The sequence below is a fragment of the Sphingosinicella sp. genome (assembly GCF_041916975.1).
Lineage (GTDB): Bacteria > Pseudomonadota > Alphaproteobacteria > Sphingomonadales > Sphingomonadaceae > Sphingosinicella.
The window spans coordinates 3185353-3200044 of record NZ_JAYRYK010000001.1; the positions used below are offsets into that span (position 1 = coordinate 3185353).

The 14692-nt window shown below is 65.9% G+C and carries 12 protein-coding genes; 8 read left to right on the forward strand and 4 right to left on the reverse strand.

What is annotated here, in order from left to right; genetic code table 11:
- Positions 1 to 82 precede the first annotated feature (82 nt).
- Complete coding sequence (locus ACE3TJ_RS15160; RefSeq protein WP_374597578.1) at positions 83 to 1591, forward strand: AMP-binding protein; 1509 nt, start codon at positions 83 to 85, stop codon at positions 1589 to 1591.
- On the opposite strand, the gene ACE3TJ_RS15165 is transcribed toward ACE3TJ_RS15160, so the two are convergent.
- Together ACE3TJ_RS15165 and ACE3TJ_RS15170 are read right to left on the reverse strand one after the other, a co-directional pair.
- Complete coding sequence (locus ACE3TJ_RS15165) at positions 1585 to 2340, reverse strand: aspartate/glutamate racemase family protein (protein WP_374597580.1); 756 nt, start codon at positions 2338 to 2340, stop codon at positions 1585 to 1587. The genes ACE3TJ_RS15160 and ACE3TJ_RS15165 overlap by 7 nt on opposite strands.
- A gap of 22 nt (positions 2341 to 2362) precedes the next feature.
- On the reverse strand, positions 2363 to 3145 hold the full coding sequence (locus tag ACE3TJ_RS15170; RefSeq protein ID WP_374597582.1) for an IclR family transcriptional regulator: 783 nt from the start codon (positions 3143 to 3145) through the stop codon (positions 2363 to 2365).
- A gap of 356 nt (positions 3146 to 3501) precedes the next feature.
- Between ACE3TJ_RS15170 and ACE3TJ_RS15175 the strand changes: the two genes are divergently transcribed.
- The 7 genes from ACE3TJ_RS15175 (at position 3502) to ACE3TJ_RS15205 (ending at position 12852) form a co-directional block, all read left to right on the forward strand.
- Positions 3502 to 5889 (forward strand): TonB-dependent receptor, encoded by a 2388-nt coding sequence (locus tag ACE3TJ_RS15175; RefSeq protein WP_374597584.1) that lies wholly within the window; start codon positions 3502 to 3504, stop codon positions 5887 to 5889.
- Positions 5890 to 6058: 169 nt separating this feature from the next.
- The gene (locus ACE3TJ_RS15180; protein WP_374597586.1) at positions 6059 to 6943 is read left to right on the forward strand and encodes an alpha/beta fold hydrolase; all 885 of its coding nucleotides are present in this window, start codon (positions 6059 to 6061) and stop codon (positions 6941 to 6943) included.
- Between the two features lie 31 nt (positions 6944 to 6974).
- On the forward strand, positions 6975 to 8315 hold the full coding sequence (locus ACE3TJ_RS15185) for a Rieske 2Fe-2S domain-containing protein (protein WP_374597588.1): 1341 nt from the start codon (positions 6975 to 6977) through the stop codon (positions 8313 to 8315).
- Complete coding sequence (locus ACE3TJ_RS15190) at positions 8315 to 9346, forward strand: FAD-binding oxidoreductase (RefSeq protein ID WP_374597590.1); 1032 nt, start codon at positions 8315 to 8317, stop codon at positions 9344 to 9346. Before ACE3TJ_RS15185 ends, ACE3TJ_RS15190 begins: the two co-directional genes overlap by 1 nt.
- Before the next feature lie 20 nt (positions 9347 to 9366).
- Complete coding sequence (locus tag ACE3TJ_RS15195; RefSeq protein ID WP_374597592.1) at positions 9367 to 10233, forward strand: VOC family protein; 867 nt, start codon at positions 9367 to 9369, stop codon at positions 10231 to 10233.
- Positions 10234 to 10237: 4 nt separating this feature from the next.
- The gene (locus ACE3TJ_RS15200; protein WP_374597594.1) at positions 10238 to 11509 is read left to right on the forward strand and encodes an amidase; all 1272 of its coding nucleotides are present in this window, start codon (positions 10238 to 10240) and stop codon (positions 11507 to 11509) included.
- 17 nt (positions 11510 to 11526) lie between these two features.
- Entirely contained in the window at positions 11527 to 12852 is a 1326-nt protein-coding gene (locus ACE3TJ_RS15205) for an acetylornithine deacetylase (RefSeq protein ID WP_374597596.1), read from the forward strand.
- On the opposite strand, the gene ACE3TJ_RS15210 is transcribed toward ACE3TJ_RS15205, so the two are convergent.
- Both ACE3TJ_RS15210 and ACE3TJ_RS15215 read right to left on the reverse strand, forming a co-directional pair.
- Complete coding sequence (locus tag ACE3TJ_RS15210; protein WP_374597598.1) at positions 12849 to 13856, reverse strand: NAD(P)-dependent alcohol dehydrogenase; 1008 nt, start codon at positions 13854 to 13856, stop codon at positions 12849 to 12851. The two genes, ACE3TJ_RS15205 and ACE3TJ_RS15210, sit on opposite strands and share 4 nt — an antisense overlap.
- A complete protein-coding gene (locus ACE3TJ_RS15215; protein ID WP_374597600.1) occupies positions 13853 to 14689 on the reverse strand; it encodes an alpha/beta fold hydrolase in 837 nt (278 codons plus the stop codon). Before ACE3TJ_RS15215 ends, ACE3TJ_RS15210 begins: the two co-directional genes overlap by 4 nt.
- Positions 14690 to 14692 lie beyond the last annotated feature (3 nt).

Here is a 14692-nt window from a genome sequence, read left to right on the forward strand (position 1 = left end):
TAAAAATGAGAACCGCGCTTTGCCTTGGCCCCCCGTTCGGGGCTAAGGCCAGCGGGCGTATGGGCATTACTAGGGACAGGGCATGTCTGAGAATCTGGTCGCGATCTTCCTTGGCCGGCAGGCGGCGTTCGGCGCGAAGCCCGCGATCGTCTGGCGTGATGCGCCGCTGATCGATTTCGCGGGACTGCCCACGATGGTCGGGCGATACCGCGCGGCGCTTGCCGCGCTTGGCGTGAAGCGCGGCGATCGGGTGATGGTGAAGACCGAGAATTCGCCATCGTTCGTCTACACCTATCTTGCCGTGCTCGCGTCGGGCGCGATCTTCGTACCGATGAACGCGGCGTACACCGCCGCCGAGGTGGCGCTGCTGATCGAGGACGCGGAGCCTGCGCTCCTCGTCCACGCCGCCGCGACCCCGGTGCCCGGCGAGGACGCGGCGCCGGTGAAGCGCGTGACGCTGGAACCCGACGGGTCGGGGTCGCTGCCCGACCTCGCGCTGTCGCTGGCGCCGGACCTCTCGATCGAGCCGGTTGCGTCCAGCGATCTCGCCGCGATCCTGTTCACCTCGGGCACCACGGGGCGGCCGAAGGGCGCGATGCTGAGCCACGGCAATCTTTCGAGCAACGTCGCTGCGCTGCACGAGGCGTGGCAGTTCTCGTCCGACGATTCGATCCTGCACGCGTTGCCGCTGTTCCACGCGCACGGGCTGTTCGTGGCGCTGCACCTTGCGCTCTATAACGCCGCGACATTGGTGATGCTGCCCAAGTTCAACGCCGCCGACGTGCTCGCGCGGCTGGGGCAGGTGAGCGTGTTCATGGGCGTGCCGACCTTCTACGCGCGCCTGCTCGCAGAGCCCGCATTCGGCCGCGATGCCTGCGGCACGATCCGCCTGTTCGTCAGCGGTTCTGCGCCGCTGCTGCCGTCCGTGTTCGAAGCGTTCGAAGCGCGCACGGGCCACCGCATCCTCGAACGCTACGGCATGACCGAGGCGCTGATGATCACCTCCAACGCCTATGCGCAGGCGGGGCGTATCGCGGGCACCGTCGGCTATCCGCTGCCGGGTGTGTCGCTGAACGTTGTCGATGCGGACAGGAAGCCGCTCCCGGCGGGCGAGGTCGGCGAGATCGAGATCAAGGGGCCGAACCTCTGCGCGGGTTACTGGCGCCGCCCCGAGGCGACTGCGGAGAGCTTCTATGCGGACGGTTTCTTCCGCACCGGCGACACCGGGCGCAAGGACGCGGACGGGCGCGTGACCATCGTCGGGCGCTCGAAGGACCTTATCATCTCTGGCGGGTTCAACGTCTACCCGGCCGAGGTCGAGATCCTGCTCGCCGAAGTGGCGGGCGTCGTCGATGTCGCCGTGTTCGGCGTGCCGCACCCCGATTTCGGCGAGGCGGTGGTCGCGGCGGTAACGGTCGATGGACCGGACTTCGATGTCGCCGCGCTGGAAGCGGCGGCCACCGCGAACCTCGCGCGCTTCAAGCAGCCGAAGGCGATCCACGTGCTTGCCGAACTGCCGCGCAACGCCATGGGCAAGGTCGTGAAGACCGAACTGCGCCAACGCTACGCGGACAGCTTCACCGCTCAGTAGACAGAGGGCACGCCCGACAGCACGTCGTCGGCCGGGTTTTCCGGCGGCATGTACGTGCGCTTGCTGTGGCTGAGGCCGAGATCGAGCAGCATCTCGCACTGCTTGTAGGCGACGAGGCCCGGATTGAGCACGGGCACCTCCAGCCGTTCGCTGAGGTAGCGGTGCGACTGGTGCATCGTCGTGGAGCCGAGCACGATCACGTCGGCGCCGTCCTCATCGATGGCCTTGCGGCATTCGGCTTCGAGCAGGGCGAACACCGAGTCCTCCTTGCCGGAGAGAAGCTCCTGCGTATCCGGGCGGATGCCGATGTCGCGCACCGAGGCGAGGCGGTCACCGAGCCCGGTTTCAAGGGCGAGCTTGTCGTAAATCCAGCGCCAGCGCGGCCACATGGTGACGACCGAGAAGCGCTTGCCGAGATCGGCGGCGAGATGGAACGACGCGCGGCCCGGACCCGTGACCGGGATGCTGAGCCGCGAGCGCAGCGCCGCGAGGCCGGAATCGCTCATGCTGTTGAGGCAGATCGCGGCATAGCCTTCCTGTTCGGCGCGGATACCCGCTTCAAGGCAGAAGGCGTCGGCGAGCGTCGCTTCGAACTGCGAATCGAGGCAGGTGGTGCCGGCGCGGATGCCGGTGAAATCGACGGCGATCCCCGGCCGCACGAGGCCCGGCGGCATCTGCGCGGCGAAGCCCGCGACGGCCTCCGGCGGCAGCGGAACGGGCACGATGATCTTGATGCGGATGTCCGTCACGCGGCGGTTCCTTCTTTAGGCTTCAGTGCGCGCGGGGCGCGGTGGACGCGGCAGGATAGAGCTTGAGGCTGATCTCGCGCGCGTGCTCGGCGAGCGCCCGCGCGATGTCCGGAAGGTCCGCAGGCGCGAACACTGAGGCGGGCGCGGAGGTCGAAAGCGCGGCGACCACCTTGCCGTTCCGCCCCGTGATCGGCACGGCGACGCAGCGCAGGTCATCGAAAATCTCGCAGTCGTCGATCGCATAGCCCTGGCGCCGGACCTGTTCGAGTTCGCGTGCGAGCTGCGCCGCCTCCGTGATCGTGTTGACGGTGAGCGGCACGAACGGACCTTCCGCGATATAGGCGCTGCGCTCCGGGCACGGCAGCGCCGAGAGCAGCACCTTGCCGAGGCCCGAGCAATAGGCTTCGAGCTGGCTGCCGATCTGCGTCGGCATCCGATGCGACTTGCGCGCCATCTTGGCGATGTAAGTGACCATATAGTCGTCGTCGAGCATACCGACGTGCGCGGTGTGCCCCAGCGTCTGGATGATCCGGCGCAGCGCGGGCTCTGCGGCAGCGGCGAGGAGCTTGTCGGGTGCCGCCGTTCGCGCGAGATCGACGAGGCCCATCCCGATCCGGTATTCGCCGGGCGCGGTGTGTACGATCACGCCCAGCGTTTCGAGCGTCGCGAGCAGGCGGTGCGCCGTCGCCACCGAAAGCCCGCACTCCGCCGCCATCGACGGCAGGCTCTGGCAGCCGCCGTTCAGCGCCAGCTGCGATAGCAACGAGAATGCCCTGTCCACAGACTGAATCCGGGGTGTTGCCACTGCTCCCATCCCTCCCTTGCCTCATCGCGAAGTGCGACTCGCACCGCTCTGCGAATCCACCGCGAATCCCGTCCCACCGTTTTTTGAAGATTTAAGCGAAAATATATCGAATATCGATTGAACTTCGATGTAACGTAAATCCGGACTTTGCGAACCGGCGGTTTTCCGCGTATCTCAGATAATGAGAGCCAGGCCGTCAGGCGCTTTGACAGCCTGCCCGACCCCGCACATCCTCATCATCAGGACCGAACCTGCCGATAAAACGGGCGGTCGGGACAGGGAGCGGCCGGTGGAGATTGGAAGGTCTCGGCATCGGTACATGTGGTGGGATTCAAGAGGGGGACGGAATGAAAAGCATGTCGATGTTTCGGGCCGGTGTTGCGTTTGCGGCACTCGCCCTGCCGCTCGGTGCCGCCGCCGCGCAGGATGCGCAGCCGGAAGCGCCGGAAACCTTCGGTGAGATCGTGGTGACCGCACAGCGCCGTGCGCAGTCGCTTCAGGATGTCGGCATCTCGGTCGCCGCCTTTGCCGGCGAGGAGCTGAAATCGCTCGGCGTCGAGTCGAGCCTCGAGATCGCCCGGCTCACGCCCGGCGTGCACATCTCGGGCAACGTAGGCGGCCAGAACAGCCAGTTCACGATCCGCGGTGTCACGCAGAACGACTTCAACGACGCCATCGAAGCGCCGGTCGCCGTCTATGTCGATGACGGTTATATCCCCAACCTGCAGGGCCAGACCTTCGGCCTGTTCGACCTCGAACGCGTCGAGGTTCTGAAAGGCCCGCAGGGCACGCTCTTCGGGCGCAACGCCACCGGCGGCCTCGTGCACTATGTAATCAAGAAGCCCTCGGACACGCTCGAAGGTTCGATCGACGGCACCTACGGACGCTTCAATCAGGTGCGCATCGAGGCCGGGATCGGCGGGCCGCTTTCCGAAACGGTAAGTGCGCGCGTGTCGGTGTTCTACAACCGCCACGACGAGATCTGGAAAAACATCTATCCGTCGGGCGCCGCCGCAGGCGCACCGCTCAACCTCGGTCAGGAAGTCTCGCCCTGCTGCGAGGACGAGTGGAACGACGACACGCTCGCGGGGCGCGCCCAGCTTCAATTCAAGAGCGACCGCCTGACCGTCCGCCTCGTCGGCGCGGCCGCCCGCCAGCACCTCTCGACCGGGCCTTACACGCAGGCTGCGACGGTGCCGGTGGTCGACTCTCTCGGCCGCGTCGTCAATGCGATCTACGCGGGGCCGAACGAAACCCGCGTCGGCATCGATCACAACGGCAATAATTACACGGCGTTCCCCGGTGCGCCGGCAACCCGCCTTCCGGGTGCGGACTGGTTCGGCTTCATCGCCCCCGATCCTTCGAAGCGCCTGGTTTCCAAGGACTTCGCGCAGTCCGATCTCAACCGCACCGAAAGCTGGAACGGCGCACTGCACCTCGATTATGAATTCGACGGCGCGACGCTCGTTTCGATCAGCGATTACAAGAAGTTCACCAAGAACTTCAGCATGGACGTCGAAGCCTCGCCGCTCAGCCTCGTCGAATACGGCACCAAGGCGAACACGCGCAGCTTCACGCAGGAAATCCGCCTGACCGGCAGCAGCGACACGCTCGACTGGACGGTGGGCGCCTATTACCTCGATATCGATGCGAAATCCTCGAACGGCTTCCTCGCGCCCGCTTACTCGATCTATTCGAGCCTGCTCGGCGCAACGACGACCGGCATCGATCTCGTCAACACGTTCCGCCTGAAGACGCAGTCCGGATCGATCTTCGGTCAGGTGGAATACAAGTTCGCGCCGCAGTGGACGTTCATCGTCGGCGGCCGACTGATCCGCGAGCACCAGGAATACGAATTCGCCTCGAACGGCATCGTCGACGAAGATCCATACCGGATCGACACGGGCACGATCCTGTTCCCGCTGCAGCCCTCGTTCGCCGACAAGCGCACCAAGACATTGTGGGCGGGCAAGGCGCAGATCGAGTTCCGTCCGAACGACGATCTGCTGCTCTACGCGGGCATCAACCGTGGCGTGAAGGGCGGCAGCTACAACGCCAAGCTGCCCGACGGCACGCCGCCGCTCGACCCCAGCGATATCCCGTACAAGCCCGAAGTGCTGCTGTCGTACGAAGGCGGCTTCAAGTCGACGCTGATGGATGGGCGCGCGACGTTCAACGGTTCGGTCTATTACTACGACTATTCGAACTACCAGGCGTTCACCTTCTCGAACGTCTCGGGCTTCGTGCAGAACCGCGACGGGCGCACCTACGGCGCCGAGGCGGACGTTGCACTGCGGCCCACGCCCGGTCTCGAGATCGGCCTTGCCGCATCGGTGTTCAACGCGCGGGTGAAGAACGTGCAGATCGCGCCGGGCGTGTTCGAAACCGTGCGGCCGACATTCGCGCCGCAGACCCAGCTTTCGGGCCGGATCAGCTATGAGCTGCCCACCGACGTGTTCGGCGGCGCGCTCACCATCGGTGTCGACGGCAATTATTCGTCGAGCTTCTACCACAACATCCGCAACTTCGATGCGAACAAGATCAATGGCTATGCACTGTTCAACGCCCGGGTCAGCTGGACGGATGCAAGCGAGGCGTATCGCATCTCGGCGTTCGTGAACAACTTCACCAACAAGACATACAAAACGGTGGGTTACGATCTCTCGACGCTCTGCGGCTGCACCGAGGAGTCCTATGGACGCCCGCGCTGGTGGGGGCTGAGCATGGGTTACAGCTTCCGCTGAGGTCCGGTTTCCGGGGGCGGGCAGGGAGACCGCCCGCCCCCGGAAAGCTGCGATCCAGCGGATTTTTCGTACCTGTTAAATTGAAAGTCTATTGATTTTTTATTGTAAATCGAGTGATCATGAATCGGCTGTTACGGTGGATGCGGATCACGTCATGCGGAGAGACACGGTGGCTTCAATTCATATCGACCTGCTTGGAACGGAAACCCGGTTTGTGGACACGGGCCGTTTCCGCACGCGCATCATCACGGTCGAAAACGACAAGCCGCCGCTCATCCTCCTGCACGGCGGCGGCGGCCACGCGGAAACCTATTCGCGCAACATGATGCGGCTTGCCGAATATTGCCGTCCGATCGCGATGGATTTCATCTGGCACGGCATGTCGTCGGCACCAGCATATTCCGACAAGGGGCCCGATGAGGACGGCAACTGGCTCGATCAGTTCACCGCGCAGGTGATCGATCTGATGGATCATCTCGGCATCGAGAAGGCGGCCATCGAGGGCGAATCGCTTGGCGGCTGGATTGCGTATGACATGGCGGTCAATCACCCGGAGCGGACCTCGAAGGTCATCCTCAACACCACGTGGGGAATGAGCCTCGATCCTTCGAAGGTGCACGAGGGCGATACCGATCTCGATGCGCTGCGCCAAACCTCGGTGAACGCGCTGATGAACCCCACGCGGGAATTGCTGCGCAAGCGTCTTGAATGGCTGATGCCGCTCGGCGGCGTCACCGAAGAGCTGGTCGATCTGCGCATGGCGCTGTGGTCGATCCCGCAAACGCGCGATGCGCTTATCGAATATTACAAGCGGCTGTTCGCGCCAAACATCGGTGAATTCTATTTCACGGAGGACGAGATCCGGCGGATCACATGCCCGACGCTCGTGCTCTGGACCGACAAGAACCCGATCCACGGGGAAGACGCGGCCGATCGGCTCGCGGAGATCATTCCGGGCGCACAGAAGCACATCATGCGGGGCTGCGCGCACTGGCCGCAATGGGAGCGGCCCGAGGAGCACGACGAGGTGGTGGGAGCCTTCATGCAGGCGTGAGCATGAACTCAATTCCGAGGGAGACGACACGATGAACGAAGCAACACCGATCCGCCGCCGACAGACCGTGCGGCTGAACGAGATCAGCGACAAGCGCATGAACGACCAGAAGCTGCAGGGGCAGTATCAGCCCTACAAGGATGCGGCCTGGGGTTTCATCAACCATTGGTATCCGGCGCTGTTCAGCGAGGAACTGCCAGAGGAGGGCGTGGAGGGCATCCAGATCTGCGGCGTGCCGATCGTGCTGCGCCGCGTCGACGGCAAGATCTATGCGCTGAAGGATCAGTGCGTTCACCGCGGCGTGCGGCTCTCGGCAAAGCCAATGTGCCTCACGAAGAAGAGCATCAGCTGCTGGTATCACGGTTTCACGTTCGATCTTGAATCGGGCAAGCTGACGACGATCATCGCCAATCCCGAAGACAAGCTTATCGGCAACACCGGCATCACCACCTATCCGGTGGAAGAGAAGGGCGGGATGATCTTCGTCTTCGTGCGCGAGGATGATTTCCCCGATGAAGACGTGCCGCCGCTCGCGTCCGACCTGCCGGTACGCTTCCCCGACAACAGCGAGCGTTTTCCGCATCCGCTGTGGCCCGCGTCGCCGAGCATCCTCGATGAGAATGCGGTTGCGCTCGGCATTCACCGCACCGGCGAGACCAACTGGCGGATCGCGTGCGAGAACGGTTTCGATAATGCACACATCCTCGTCCACAAGGACAACACCATCGTCCAGGCGATGAACTGGGTGCTGCCGCTCGGCCTGCTGCCGACGTCGGACGATGCCATCACGCTGATCGAGGATGAAGACGGGCCGAAGGGCCTGATGCAGTGGCTGTTCACCGACAAGTGGGCGCCGGTTCTCGAAAACGAGGAACTGGGTCTGAAGGTGGAAGGCGTCAACGGCCGCTTCTATCGTACGTCGGTGGTGCTGCCGGGCTGCCTGATGGTCGAAAACTGGCCCGAGGAGCATGTCGTTCAATACGAGTGGTACGTGCCGATCACGGACGACCTCTACGAATATTGGGAAGTGCTCGTGAAGGTGTGCCGCACCGACGAGGAACGGACGAAATTCAAGTACCGCTTCGACCGCGTCTACGTGCCGCTCTGCCTCAACGGTTTCAACGACTGCGATCTCTACGCCCGAGAGGCGATGGAGGAATTCTACGCGGACGGCACCGGCTGGGACGACGAACAGCTCGTCGCGACGGACGTTTCGCCCGTCACCTGGCGCAAGCTCGCCTCGCGCTGGAATCGCGGCATCGCGAAGCCGGGACGCGGCGTCACCAACGCCACCAAGACGTCGAGCATCCGTATGCGCCGGCTCGCGGAAGGCAAGAAGCCCAGCTACTTCGTGGAAAAGATCGAAGACTGATGACGGACGGTCCGTTCCAGGTCGAGATCGCATTCAGCGACGGCGTCGAACATCGGCTCGAGGTCGCCCCCGGCGAAACCGTGCTCGATGCCGCGCTGAAGGCGGACCTGCCGGTGCTCTACCAGTGCCGGTCGGGAAGCTGCTCGAGCTGCCTCGCCAGCCTCACGGCGGGCGAAGCGGACACCCGGGCGGGTGCAAGCTCGACGCTGCTCGCTTCCGAACGGGCCGAAGGGTTTCGGCTGCTGTGCGTCACCGAACCGCACGGCAACTGCCGCTTCGAACTTGGCTACGACAGCGAGGCGGGGGCCTCGCGCCCGGTGGAGGGCCACGCCTTCGTCAACGCGGTCGAGCGCGTTGCGGCGGACGTGGTGCGGTTGGAGCTGGAACTCGCCGAAGGCTGCTGGTTCGATTTCCGGCCTGGCCAGTTCGTGCAGGTCAAGGTGCCCGGCACCGATGCGATGCGCAGCTATTCGATGTCGAGCACGCCCGGCGAACTGCCGAAGATCGAGTTGCTGATCCGCATCCTGCCCGGCGGCGTGATGTCCGAATGGCTGACGCAGCGCGCGGCGCCGGACGACGTCGTGGAGATTTCGGGGCCTTACGGCCACTTCTTCCTGCGGGAGAAGGTGCGCGCGCCGCACATCATGATCGCGGGCGGCACCGGCCTCGCGCCGATGATGTCGATGATCGACAGCTTGCGCGGCGTGCCCGGCCGCAAGCCGCAGATGCTGCTCAGTTTCGGCTGTCAGTCCGCGGAAGGCCTGTTCCATCTCGATGCGCTCGATCTGCGCCGTCACTGGTTGCCGACGCTCGACCTCCGCATCTCTGTGGAGCGCGGCGACGGACCCGAAGGCGTGCGGATCGGCAATCCGGTTGCGGCGATCGGCACGGGAGAGCCGATCGATCCGGCGAGCGTTGCCTATCTGTGCGGCCCACCGGGCATGATCGACGCGGCGCGGCGTCACCTGGAGGGGCTCGGCCTCGCGGCAGAGAATATTTTCGCGGAACAGTTCACCGCCAGCGGCACCTGAACGCGGCAAGGGAGGGAACCATGGGAGTTTCAGCACTCGGTTACGTCACGCTCGACGTCAGCGATATGGACGCATGGCTGAAGATCGCGACGAACGTTCTGGGGATGCAAACGACGCGACGCCCGGATGGCGCCGTCGACCTGCGCATTGATGATTTCCACCACCGCTTCACGCTCTATCCCGCTGCCACGGACCGGCTGCACAGCCTTGGCTGGGAAATGGCTTCGCCCGAAGATTTGCTCGCGCTTGTTGAGAAACTGCGCGGCCTCGGTTTCACCGTGGATGAGATGGACGCCGCGACGCGCGCCGACCGCAAGGTGATCTCGGGGTATCGTTTCCACGAGCCGCTGCTGAACGCGGAGACCGAATTGTTTTTCGGTCCTCTCGCGCACAATCTCGCCTTCGCGCCGACGCGCGGTATCGCCGGATACAACACACGCGGTCTCGGCCTCGGCCATGTCGTGTTCCACGTCGCCGATACCGACGCGACGGTTGCCTTCTACCGGGACGTGCTCGGCTTCAGCCTTTCCGACTACATCGGCTGGGATGGGATCGAAGCGATCTTCCTGCACTGCAATCCGCGCCATCACACGCTCGCGATCATGAACTGCTTCAACGGCATCCAGCCGGGCGCGCTCAACCACATCATGATCGAGGCGCTGAGCTACGACGATGTCGGCTATGCCTACGATATCGTGCGCGACAGCGGCGTGCCGCTGTTCATGGAAATGGGCAAGCACAGCAACGATCACATGCAATCCTTCTACATCCGCACACCCTCGGGTTTCTGTATCGAATACGGCTTTGGCGGCCGGCTGATCGGCCCCGACTGGGAAGTGCGCAACTACGATCAGCCGATGCTGTTCGGGCACCGGATGGTCGGCTGAGCGGATGACAGCCGTAACCGATCTCCCTGCGCTCTCCGCCTCCGAAGCCGCCGCCCGCATACGCACCGGATCACTCGGATCGGAAGAGCTCGTCCGCGCCTGCCTCGATCGCATCACCGCCCGCGAACCCGTAGTCCATGCCTGGGCCTGGGTCGATCCCGATGCCGCACTCGCCGCCGCCCGCGCCTGCGACGCGGAAGCTCCGCGCGGCCCGCTGCACGGCGTCCCCATCGGCCTCAAGGATGTCATCGACACCGCCGACATGCCGACCGAATTCGGCTCCGAGGCATTCGCCGGACATCTCCCCACCCGCGATGCGGCCTGCGTTGCGGCGCTGCGCGCGGCGGGTGCCGTCATCATGGGCAAGCTCGTCACCGCCGAGTTCGCGACCTATCGGCCAGGCCCCACGGCCAACCCTCTCAACCCCGGCCACACGCCCGGCGGCTCGTCGAGCGGATCGGCGGCGGCGGTGGCGGACTTTCATGTGCCGCTCGCGCTCGGCACGCAGACCGCGGGATCGGTGATCCGCCCGGCGAGCTTCTGCGGCATCCACGGCTTTAAGCCGACGTTCGGCCGCTATTCGAACGACGGCGTCATCGCGACTGCGCACCGGCTCGACACGCTCGGCAGCTTCGCACGCACGGTGGACGACCTGCTGCTCGTCGACGCCGTGTTCGGCGATGCTGTCGATCTGCCAGCACCGGCGCCCGTCATCGGCCTCTACCGCAGCGAGGCGTGGCAGGAGGCAAGCCCCACCATGCAGCGTGCGCTCGAGGAGACCGCCGTGAGACTCCGCGCAGCCGGTTACGACGTGATCGACATCGCCGCGGCAGAACCGTTCGTGAAGCTAGCCGAAGCGCAGGCGATCATCCACAAGCGCGAAGCCTTTCTCTGCCTTGGCGATATGCGCCGCGAACGTGCGGACAAGGTGAGCCAGATCTTCCGCGACTTCATCGACGAGGGCGAGCGGATCAGCGCGGACACTTACACGTGGGCCTGCGGCGTGCAGGATGCCTGCAAGGCGGACGAGGCACTGCTGTTCGGCCGGGCCGACGTGCTGCTCACCCCCGGCGCGCCCGGCATCGCGCCCGAGGGGCTGTCGGCGACCGGCAACCCGCGTTTCAACCGCGCGTGGACGGCGCTCGGCACACCCTGTCTCGGCTTCCCCGGCGGCAGTGAAAGCGGCCTGCCGCTCGGGCTGCAGTTCGTCGGGCGGAGCGGAAGCGACCGGGCGTTGCTGCGGCAAGGCGCAGCCATGCTCGCGGCATTGGCATAACGAAGGAGCGATCAGCCATGGAACCCACCGTCAAGGCCCCCTTCTCGGCGGAGCAGCAGGCCTGGTACGAAGCGGCTTGCGCGCGGCTCGATGCGGGGCGGCTGAAGCAGTTCCTGTTCGACCTCACCAACATCCACAGCCCCACGGGCGCGACGCGCGCGGCGAGCGAGTTCGTGGCGGCGCGGCTGGGCGCGGCGGGGCTGCGCTCCGCCTACAAGCCGATGAGCGAGCGCACCGGCAACGTGCTCGCCGAGCGGCGCGGCAGCGGCGGCGGCGCGACGCTGCTGCTCTACGCGCCGATCGACACGCATCTCGAAGGCGACGAAAGCGATTTTCCTTGGGCCGGGCCCGAGCAATACGCGGACCTGAGGCCCGAGGCGAAGATGGTGGGAAACTGGGTCTATGGGCTCGGCTCGTCGAACCCGAAGGCGATGGTTTCGACGCTCGTCGAGATCGCGACCGCGCTCATTGAGGCGGACGTGCCGATCGTGGGCGACCTCAACGTCGGGTTCGCCGACGGCGGCATGCCGGTGAACATCGCCGCGCGCGACAACGCGGGCATGTCGAACGGCGTGTTCCACCTGCTCAACCGCGGCATGGCGCCCGATTTCGCGATCATCATGAAGCCATGGAACTGGGTGTACCACGAGGAGCCGGGCATGGGCTGGTTCCGCATCGATGTGAAGGGCACGCTCGGCTACGCGGGCGTGCCGCGCGGGCTGCCGGCGTTCCGCAGCTCCGTGGTGCCGGCGGCGACGGTGATCCAGAAGCTGGAGGCATGGCTGATCGACTATGCCGAACGCAACACCTCGGGCGTCGTGAAGCCCTACGGCTGGATCGCGGGCGTGCGCGGCGGCTGGCCGGAGCGGCCAGCGTTCCCGAGCGCGACGACGCAGATCTTCCTCGATGTACGCATCAACCCGCGCACGACGCCGGGCGAAGTGAAGAGTCAGTTCGCGGCGTTCATCGCCGAACTGCGTGCGGCGCATCCCGACCTCGATCTCGACTGGGAGATGTATGGCTCCACGCCCGGCGGCACGACGGATGCATCCAACTGGATCATCCAGTCGGCGCGGCGCGGCTGGGAGACGATCGAGGACGCGCCCTACCGCGATCCAGACCTGCTCGGGGGGCAGACCGACGGCGCGGCGCTGCGGCGGCTCGGCGTGCCCACGGCGCGCATCGGCTGGCCGTGGCCGGCGACGGGCTCGCCCGAGCCGATCGCCGAAGGGCTGGGCGGCATGGGCGCGACCTACGTGCCCGACCTGATGCCCTGCGCGCGGAAGATCATGTACGCCGTGATCGACACACTTACGCGGAGCCGCGGCGAGATGGGCCTCTAGGACGGATCGACGTCCACCACCAGTTTGCCGAAGTGCTTCCCCGTGGGGAGTTCGGCGAAGGCGGAGACGGCGTCCTCGAAGGCGAAGCGGCGGTCGATGACGGGTTTCAGCCCCGCCGCATCCACGGCGGCGACGAGCGCCCGGAAATCCGCGCGGTGGCCGACGGTGATGCCCGACAATGTGATGTGGCGGAACAGGATCTGCGGCACCGGCACCGGGGCGACGAGGCCGGAAAGCACGCCGACGACGCTGATCCGCCCGCCGACGCGAACCGAGCCGAGCGACTGCGCCAGCGTGTCCTGCCCACCGACCTCGACGACGATGTCGGCGCCCTTGCCGCCCGTCGCGTCGAGGACGGCGGCGGACCATTCGGGCGTCTCGCGGTAGTTGATCCCGACATCGGCACCGAGCGCCTTGGCGCGTTCGAGCTTCGCGTCGCTGCCCGACAGCAGGATGACGCGCGCGTGTGACAGCTTCGCGAGCTGCAGCGCGAAGATGGCGACGCCGCCGGTGCCCTGCACCAGCACCGTCTGCCCCGGCCGCAGCCCGCCTTCGGTGTAGAGCGCCGTCCACGCCGTGAGCGCCGCGCACGGCAGCGTGGCGGCCTCGGCGAAATCGAGCGTGGCGGGCTTCAGGACGAGGCCGCTCGCCGGCACGAGCGCGTATTCCGACAGCATGCCGTCGAGGTTGCAGCCGAGCGAGGTGCGGTTGTTCTCGTCGGCGGGGCCGCTTTCCCAGAAGGGGTAGAAGCAGCCCATCACCGCGTCGCCGGCCGCGAAGCCGGAGACGCCGGGTCCCACCGCCTCGATGATGCCGGCGCCGTCGGAGAATGGTACGACATCCGGCTTGTTGGGATAGTGGCCGGCGAGGGTGCCGAGATCGCGCGCGTTGATCGCCGCGGCCTTCACGCGCACCAGCACCTCGCCGTGGCCGGGCGTGGGCACTCGCGCTCTGTTCAGCTTCAGGGCCTCGATGCCGACGCCTTCGAGCTGCCAGCGCCTCATGCCGCGCGCTCCTCCTCCAGGAAGTTCTCGACGAGCTGCCGGAAGCGGCGGCCGTGCTCGATCATCGTCCAGTGGCCGCAGCGCGAGATGCTGTGGAACTGCGAATTGATGAGGTGCTGGTGGAGGTTCCACGAGACCTTGGGATCGACCACGCGGTCGTCGCGGCCGTGGATCAGCAGCACCTCGTTGGTGATGCCCTGCAGCGCCGCGATCGGCAGCGCCTGCGCATCGAGCCAGCGCTGGTAGGGCGGCGGGAACACGCTCTCGAAGGCCTCCTGCGCGCCCTCACGCAGCGTGGCGCGGTAACGCATCTCGACGAGTTCGTCGGTGATGAGGCCCTGATTGTACGCCATCACGCTCATCGCCTGCCGCATGGCCTCGGGCGAAGGCTTGTAGCCCCACAGCGAGGCCAGCTCGGCGCCGACCGCGAGCGGCCAGCCGCCGGGGCCCATCAGCACCAGCCGGCCGGAGCGCTCGGGCTGGCGGTGCGCCATCCACAGCGCCACGGCGCCGCCGAAGCTGTTGCCGACGATGTGGGCGCGCGCGATGCCGAGCGCGTCCATCACGCCGAACACCTGATCGACCCAGCTGTCCATGAAGCGGAACGTGAAGCCGTCCGGCGTTTCGGTGTAGCCGAAACCAACGAGATCGGGCGCGAGCACACGCCACGACTTGGCAAGCTCGGGGATGAGGCCGCGCCAGTTCGCCCAGCCGGACACGCCCGCGCCGGAGCCGTGCAGCAGGATCACCGCATCGCCTTCACCCTGATCGTGGCAGTTGGTGCGATAGCCGCAGGTCGGCAGCATGGTGCCGAGTTCGGGATTGTCCGTCATGTC

Excerpts from the sequence above, each read along its gene's own strand:
- ACE3TJ_RS15175 (WP_374597584.1), top strand. The coding sequence starts at position 3,502 with ATGTCGATGTTTCGGGCCGGTGTTGCGTTTGCGGCACTCGCCCTGCCG.
- ACE3TJ_RS15200 (WP_374597594.1), top strand. The coding sequence starts at position 10,238 with ATGACAGCCGTAACCGATCTCCCTGCGCTCTCCGCCTCCGAAGCCGCC.
- ACE3TJ_RS15190 (WP_374597590.1), top strand. The coding sequence starts at position 8,315 with ATGACGGACGGTCCGTTCCAGGTCGAGATCGCATTCAGCGACGGCGTC.
- ACE3TJ_RS15195 (WP_374597592.1), top strand. The coding sequence starts at position 9,367 with ATGGGAGTTTCAGCACTCGGTTACGTCACGCTCGACGTCAGCGATATG.
- ACE3TJ_RS15160 (WP_374597578.1), top strand. The coding sequence starts at position 83 with ATGTCTGAGAATCTGGTCGCGATCTTCCTTGGCCGGCAGGCGGCGTTC.
- ACE3TJ_RS15185 (WP_374597588.1), top strand. The coding sequence starts at position 6,975 with ATGAACGAAGCAACACCGATCCGCCGCCGACAGACCGTGCGGCTGAAC.
- ACE3TJ_RS15210 (WP_374597598.1), bottom strand. The coding sequence starts at position 13,856 with ATGAGGCGCTGGCAGCTCGAAGGCGTCGGCATCGAGGCCCTGAAGCTG.
- ACE3TJ_RS15215 (WP_374597600.1), bottom strand. The coding sequence starts at position 14,689 with ATGACGGACAATCCCGAACTCGGCACCATGCTGCCGACCTGCGGCTAT.
- ACE3TJ_RS15205 (WP_374597596.1), top strand. The coding sequence starts at position 11,527 with ATGGAACCCACCGTCAAGGCCCCCTTCTCGGCGGAGCAGCAGGCCTGG.